General features: G+C 73.3%; 7 protein-coding genes. 1 reads left to right on the top strand and 6 read right to left on the bottom strand.

The window, feature by feature from the left end; translation table 11 throughout:
- From AOK11_RS45150 to pdhA, 4 genes are all read right to left on the bottom strand, one after another.
- A partial coding sequence (locus AOK11_RS45150) for an NTP transferase domain-containing protein (RefSeq protein WP_240497415.1) occupies positions 1–269 on the bottom strand: 269 nt, incomplete at its 3' end.
- Between the two features lie 74 nt (positions 270–343).
- On the bottom strand, positions 344–1,852 hold the full coding sequence (locus AOK11_RS19940) for a dihydrolipoamide acetyltransferase family protein (RefSeq protein ID WP_055595078.1): 1,509 nt from the start codon (positions 1,850–1,852) through the stop codon (positions 344–346).
- Positions 1,852–2,856, bottom strand: a complete 1,005-nt coding sequence (locus AOK11_RS19935) for an alpha-ketoacid dehydrogenase subunit beta (protein WP_055595077.1) — start codon at positions 2,854–2,856, stop codon at positions 1,852–1,854. Before AOK11_RS19935 ends, AOK11_RS19940 begins: the two co-directional genes overlap by 1 nt.
- Positions 2,853–4,019: a pyruvate dehydrogenase (acetyl-transferring) E1 component subunit alpha gene (pdhA, locus tag AOK11_RS19930; protein ID WP_055595076.1), complete on the bottom strand. Its 1,167-nt coding sequence runs from the start codon at positions 4,017–4,019 to the stop codon at positions 2,853–2,855. Before pdhA ends, AOK11_RS19935 begins: the two co-directional genes overlap by 4 nt.
- Before the next feature lie 190 nt (positions 4,020–4,209).
- Here pdhA and AOK11_RS19925 point away from each other — a divergent pair, with 190 nt between their 5' ends.
- Positions 4,210–4,695: an Lrp/AsnC family transcriptional regulator gene (locus AOK11_RS19925; RefSeq protein ID WP_055595075.1), complete on the top strand. Its 486-nt coding sequence runs from the start codon at positions 4,210–4,212 to the stop codon at positions 4,693–4,695.
- An 86-nt stretch (positions 4,696–4,781) separates the two neighbouring features.
- Here the strand turns inward: AOK11_RS19925 and AOK11_RS19920 are convergent, their stop codons facing one another.
- Positions 4,782–5,372 carry a TetR/AcrR family transcriptional regulator gene (locus AOK11_RS19920; protein WP_055595074.1) on the bottom strand — a complete coding sequence of 197 codons (591 nt, stop codon included), beginning with the start codon at positions 5,370–5,372 and terminating at the stop codon, positions 4,782–4,784.
- The coding region (locus AOK11_RS19915; RefSeq protein WP_063793498.1) for a 3-hydroxyacyl-CoA dehydrogenase at positions 5,369–6,854 on the bottom strand (1,486 nt) is incomplete at its 5' end. The genes AOK11_RS19920 and AOK11_RS19915, both read right to left, overlap by 4 nt.

Raw genomic sequence — 6,854 nt, 5'->3', positions numbered from 1 at the left:
CGGGCACCGGAGCAGGCGGCCAGCACGCGGTCGAGCAGCGAACGGCCGCCCACCCGCACCCCGGGCTTGTCCGCGCCCCCGAGCCGCCGGGCACCTCCGCCTGCCAGCACGAGGGCGTCGTAGGCGAGGGGCACGGCGGGCACGGGACCCGCGGAGGGCGCGGCGGACTCGTCGTACGCGGCGGGCGCCGCCCGGTCCGGCGCGGGGTCGCGGTCACGGGTGCGGTCGCCAGCGGCTCCGGAAGCACCCGGGAGCTCGTACTCGGTCACCCCCCGAGTATGCGTGCCCCCGCGAGCACGGGGAACGCGGGGGCACGGACGACACGGTCAGGGGGAACAGGACGTCACAGCGTCCGCAGCAGCACCGCCGGTTGCTCCACGCAGTCCGCCACGTACCGCAGGAAGCCGCCTGCCGTGCCACCGTCACAGACCCGGTGGTCGAAGGTGAGCGAGAGCTGCACGACCTGCCTCACCGCCAACTCGCCCTCGTGCACCCAGGGCTTGGGGACGATACGGCCGACGCCGAGCATGGCCGCCTCCGGGTGGTTGATGATCGGGGTGGAGCCGTCGACACCGAAGACGCCGTAGTTGTTCAGCGTGAACGTGCCGCCCGTGAGTTCCGCCGGCGTCAGCGTTCCCGTGCGGGCCGCCTCGGTCAGCCGGGCGAACTCCGCCGTCAGCGACTCCGCGTTGCGCGTGTGCGCGTCCCGCACGACGGGGACGACGAGCCCCCGCTCGGTCTGCGCGGCGAAGCCGAGATGCACGGCCGGGTGCCGGACGACCTCCCTGGCCGCCATGTCCACGGAGGAGTTGAGCTCGGGGAAGCGGGCCAGCGCGGCGGTGCAGATCCGGGCCAGCAGGGCGAGCACGGAGATCTTCGGCCCGCCGGTCACGGGGTTCTGGGGGCGCTCCTCGGCGAAGCGCCGCATCGCGTCCCGCGCCCGCATCAGTTCGGTCGCGTCGGCGTCCACCCAGCAGGTCGCGTCGGGGATCTCGGTACGGCTGCGGGAGAGCTTGTCGGCCATGACGCCGCGGATGCCCTTGAGGGGGATGCGGGTGGCCTCCGGGGCGGTCGGCGCGTGCGCCTGCGACGGTGCCGGTGCCTGCGTCGGCGGCACGCGCGGGTGCGGCTCGGTGGTGGGCGTCCGGTCCCTGCCGGTCTGCGTTCCGGCGGCCCGGAGCGCGTACTCCACGTCCGCCCGCAGAATCAGCCCCTCGGGTCCGGAACCGGCCATCTCCCGCAGGTCCAGGCCGTTCTGCCGGGCCAGTCGGCGCACCAGTGGCGAGATCACGGGGACCGGCTCGTCCACCGCCCCGGCGGTACGGGCTCGCAGGGCAGCGGGTGCCCGTCCGCCGGCGGCAGTGGCGGCCCGACCGTTCGCCGTGGACGCGGCGGGCGTCGCCGGCGCACTCGGCGCCGACTGCCCCGGCCGGACCCTGCGCCGCCGGGCCGGCGCCTCCGACGTGCCGTAACCGACCAGCACATTGCCGGAGCCCTCCGAGCCTGGGGCCTGCGCACGCGAGTCCTCCGCACGGGAGCCGTCGGCACGGGAGCCGTCGGCCGCGGAACGCTGTTCCCCCGCCGGACGGCCGTCGTCGTCGGCCGGGCCGTCCACCGCGACCGTGATCAGCGGGGCGCCCACCGGCACCTCGGAGCCCTCCTCGCCGAACCGGGCGGTGACCACGCCCCCGTAGGGGCAGGGCACGTCCACCATCGCCTTGGCCGTCTCGACCTCGACGACCGGCTGGTCCACGGCGACGACCTCGCCGACCTCGACCAGCCAGCGCACGATCTCCGCCCCGGTGAGCCCCTCACCGAGGTCGGGGAGCTTGAACTCCAGCACCTGTGCCATCAGCTTTCGGCCTCCCACTGCAGACGCCCCACGGCATCCAGGATCCGGTCCACGCCGGGCAGGTGGTGGCGCTCCAGCATCGGCGGCGGATACGGAAGATCGAACCCTGCCACACGCAGCACCGGCGCCTCCAGATGATGGAAGCAGCGCTCCGTGACCCGGGCCGCGATCTCGCCGCCGGGACCGCCGAAGCCGCCCGACTCATGGACGACGACCGCGCGTCCCGTCCGCCGCACCGAGGCGCACACCGTCTCGTCGTCGAACGGCACCAGCGAGCGCAGATCGACGACCTCCAGGTCCCAGCCCTCGGCACGGGCCGCCTCGGCCGCCTCCATGCAGACGGGAACGGACAGCCCGTACGTGATGAGCGTGGCGCTCCGGCCGGAGCGCCGTACCACCGCACGGCCCAGGGGTTCAACGGCCGACGGCCGCTCCGGGTTCCAGGAGTCCTTCGACCAGTACAGACGCTTGGGTTCGAGGAGGACGACCGGGTCGTCGGAGGCGATGGCGGCACGCAGCAGCCCGTAGGCGTCCGGGACGGTCGCGGGCGTGACGACATGGAGCCCCGGAGTCGCCATGTAGTACGCCTCGGAGGAGTCGCTGTGGTGCTCGACGCCGCCGATGCCGCCGCCGTAGGGGATGCGGATGGTGAGCGGCAGGGGCATCCGCCCGCGCGTGCGGTTGCGCATCTTCGCGACGTGCGACACCAGCTGCTCGAACGCCGGGTAGGCGAACGCGTCGAACTGCATCTCCACGACCGGCCGCAGCCCGTACATCGCCATGCCGACGGCCGTCCCGAGGATGCCCGCCTCGGCCAGCGGGGTGTCCGTGCAGCGGTCCTCGCCGAACTCCTCGGCGAGGCCGTCGGTGATGCGGAAGACCCCGCCGAGGGTGCCGACGTCCTCGCCCATGACGTGCACGGACGGGTCCGCGGCCATCGCGTCGCGCAGCGCGCGCGTGAGCGCCTGCGCCATGGTGGCCGGTTTGGCGGCGACGGTGGTCATCGCTGTGTCCCTCCCGGGCCGGAGCCTGCCCCGGCCTCGTCCTCCGCTTCGGCCGCCAGCTCGGCACGCAACTGCTCCCGCTGCTCCAGCAGCTGGGAGGTGGGCTCGGCATAGACGTGGGCGAACAGGTCCATGGGGTCGAGCGCCGGGTCCTGGTTCATGCGCGCCCGCAGGTCGGCGGCCATGGTCTCGGCGTCCTGGCGGACGGCGGCGATACGGTCGTCGTCGAGCAGGCCGCGCCGGGTCAGTTCCTGTTCGAGGAGCGCGACGGGGTCGTGCCCCTTCCAGATCTCCACCTCGGCGTCGCCCCGGTAGCGGGTCGCGTCGTCGGCGTTGGTGTGGGCCTCCACACGGTAGGTGATCGCCTCGACCAGGGTCGGGCCGCCGCCGGCGCGCGCATGGCGTACGGCGTCGGCCAGAACCTCGTGCACGGCGGCCGCGTCGTTGCCGTCGACCAGACGGCCGGGCATCCCGTAGCCGACGGCCTTGTGGGCCAGCGACGGGGCCGCGGTCTGCTTGGCGAGCGGGACGGAGATCGCGAAGCCGTTGTTCTGGACGAAGAAGACGACCGGTGCCCGCCACACGGCGGCGAAGTTCAGCGCCTCGTGGAAGTCGCCCTCGCTGGTCCCGCCGTCACCGACCATGGCCAGCGCGACCACGTCGTCCCCCTTGAGGCGGGCGGCGTGCGCGAGTCCGACGGCATGCGGCAGCTGGGTGGCGAGGGGCGTGCTCAGCGGCGCGACCCGGTGTTCGTAGGGGTCGTACCCGGTGTGCCAGTCGCCGCGCAGGAGGGTGAGGGTCTCGACGGGGTCCACCCCGCGGGCGACGACGGCGAGCGTGTCGCGGTAGCTCGGGAAGAGCCAGTCCTGCTCCTCGAGGACCAGCGCGGCGGCGACCTCGCAGGCCTCCTGACCCGTGCTGGAGGGGTAGACCGCGAGACGGCCCTGCTTGGTGAGCGCGGTGGCCTGCGCGTTGTAGCGGCGGCCTTTCACCAGCTCCGCGTACAGCCGGCGCAGCAGCTCCGGATCGGCCGCGTCGGCGCGCCCGGTGCCGAGCACCCGGTACGGCTCCGCGTCGGGCAGCAGCGGCGCGGGATCGGTACGGGGCTGCCAGGCGGGCGGCGGGGTCGGCCGGTAAGCGCCCCGCTGCTCCATGACCGTCATGACGGCACCTCCTCGTGGGAGCGGCTTGTGGAGGCGCGGCGTCTGTGACGCGCCTCACCAACCGATTGTTCGGTCGCCGGCACATTTTGGCTACGGGTGGCACCAGGCTGTGGACAAACGGTTGTCCACAGCCTGTGATGGACGCATTACGTCCATGACGGAGAGGCGGGACCGGGTGTCGTCTGAACAAATGGCCGAGAGTTCGGAGGGGAGCGGGCCGCTGCCGCCCGCGCGCCCCCTGGACGCCATAGACCAGGACATCCTGCGCATGCTCCAGGCGGACGGCCGTGCGTCCGTACGGTCGGTCGCCGACCGGGTCCACGTCTCGCGCGCGAACGCCTACGCCCGGATCAACCGGCTCGTGGAGGACGGCGTCATCCGCGGCTTCGGCGCCCGCGTCGACCACGAACGGGCCGGTCACAGCACCTCGGCGTACATCACACTGAAGATCGTCCAGAACACCTGGCGCACGGTCCGCGAGCAGCTCCGGCGGCTCCCCGGCGCCTCCCACATCGCCCTGGTGGGCGGTGACTTCGACGTGCTGCTCCTGGTGCACACCCCGGACAACCGGGCGTTGCGCGAGCTGGTGCTGACCCGGCTCCAGGCGATCCCCGAGGTGCTGAGCACACGCACCCTGCTGGTGTTCGAGGAGGAGGACCTGGAACCCCAGGGGTGAACCGCCGGACGAGCCCGGGGCTGCGCCCGGGCAGCCCCGCCCGGGACCCGTCCCCCCGCGAGGACCGCCCCGGGCCGTTCCCGGGGCTAGGACGCCTTGCGCAGCCCGCCGAAGGCAAGCTGGACCACCGCGTCCGTCACCTCGCGCTCGCTCATGCCGCGCCCGTCCGGCCGGTACCACTCGACGAGCGAGTTGATCATCCCGAAGACCAGTCGGGTCACCAGGCGCACCTCTATGTCGCCGCGCACGTCCCCGTCCGCCGCCGCGGCCTTCAGCAGTGCCGCCACCCGGTGGTCGAACTCGCGCCGCCGCTCCAGGGCCCACCGCTCGGTGCCCGTGTTGCCGCGCACGCGCAGCAGCAGCGTCACGTACGGCAGCTCGGCGATCAGGACCTCGACCATGCGCCGTACGACGTACTCCAGGCGCTCGGCGGCACGCCCCACGCGCGCGTGCTCCTCGTCGAGGATGCCGAAGAGACCGTCCAGCGCCCGGCTCACCGCGCGCCGCAGCAGTTCCTCCTTGCCCGCCACGTGGTGGTATATCGACGACTTGGAGATGCCGGCGGCCTTGGAGAGATGCTCCATGGAGGTGCCGTCGTAGCCACGCTCGTTGAACACCTGGACGGCGACGGAGAGCAGGGACTCCGGGGTGTACGTGTCGCGCCTGGCGGTGGTCATGGGGTGTCCTCCCGCTTCTCGGTGGCGCACGCGTGCCGGTAGAGCGCGAGGGACGGCGCGTAGCGGCCGGACTGATCGCGCTCGTGCAGGTCCTCCAGGAGGGAGCCGGCCCAGCCGCGGCCGAGGCGACGGTTCCACTCGAAGGGACCGAGCGGGTAGTTGACGCCCAGGCGCATCGCGGTGTCGATGTCCTGCTCGGTGGCCACCCCCTTGGCGACGGCGTCGTGCGCCAGGTCGATGATCCGCGCCACCGTGCGCGCGACGATCATGCCGGGGACGTCCCCGATGACGCTGACCTTCTTCCCGAGCGCCTGGAACAGCCCGGTGGCCTCGGCGACGGTCCGCGCGGAGGTGTCCTGGGAGTGGGACAGGGCGATGCGCGTGGCCCCGCGGTAGTCCGGCGAGAGGTCGAAGTAGACGACGTCGCGGTACTCCACGGAGGTCTGGCCGTCGGCGAGCACCAGCTGGCCGCCACTGGGCAGCACCAGGCGGGTGCCGTTGTCCTCGTCCTCCGCGCGGACCTGGATTCCGGCCTCGCGGATCAGGGCGAGCAGGTCCGAGGCGGGCCCCAGATCGCCCTCGGCGACCACGTACGCGGGCGGCTCGGCCTGCTCCGCGGTGTGCGGCTCGGGGCGCTCGGCGCCGTCCCGGTAGTCGTACCAGCCCCGGCCGCTCTTGCGGCCGAGGCGGCCGGACTCGACCAGCCGACGCTGGGCCAGGGACGGTGTGAAGCGCACGTCCTGGAAGAAGGACCGCCACACCGAGTGGGTGACGGACTCGTTGACGTCCTGCCCGATGAGGTCGGTCAGTTCGAAGGCCCCCATACGGAAGCCGCCGGACTCGCGCAGCACCGCGTCGACGGTGGCCGGATCGGCCCCCTGGGACTCGTACACCGCGAAGGCCTCGGCGTAGAAGGGCCTGGCGATGCGGTTGACGATGAAGCCGGGGGTGTCGGCGCAGGCGACCGGTGTCTTGCCCCAGGCGCGGGCCGTCTCGTACGCGCGCGTGGCGCAGGTGACGTCGGTGGCGAAGCCGGAGACGACCTCGACGAGTGGCAGCAGCGGCGCCGGGTTGAAGAAGTGCAGACCCACGAAGCGGCCGGGGACGCGCAGGGCGCCGCCGATGGCGGTGACCGACAGGGAGGACGTGTTGGTGGCGAGCAGGCAGTCGTCGGAGACGACGTCCTCCAGCGCGCGGAACAGCTCCTGCTTGACGTCCAGGCGCTCCAGGACGGCCTCGACGACCAGGGCGCAGTCGGCGAGGGCGGTGAGGTCCTCGGCGGGCAGCAGGCGGGCGCGGGCCGCGTCCCGGTCGGCGGCGGTGAGCCGTTCCTTCGCCACGAGCCGGTCGAGCCGGGCCACGATCGCCTCGGCCGCTTCCCGGGCCCGGCCGGGGACGGCGTCGTACAGCCGCACGGGATGACCCGCGACCAGTGCGACCTGGGCGATGCCCTGGCCCATGGTGCCGGTGCCGACGACGGCC

The organism is Streptomyces hirsutus (assembly GCF_001418415.1).
GTDB classification, from domain to species: Bacteria; Actinomycetota; Actinomycetes; order Streptomycetales; family Streptomycetaceae; genus Streptomyces; species Streptomyces hirsutus.
Note: the sequence above shows the minus strand (reverse complement) of the source record. Positions and strands in the feature narration are given on the sequence as shown.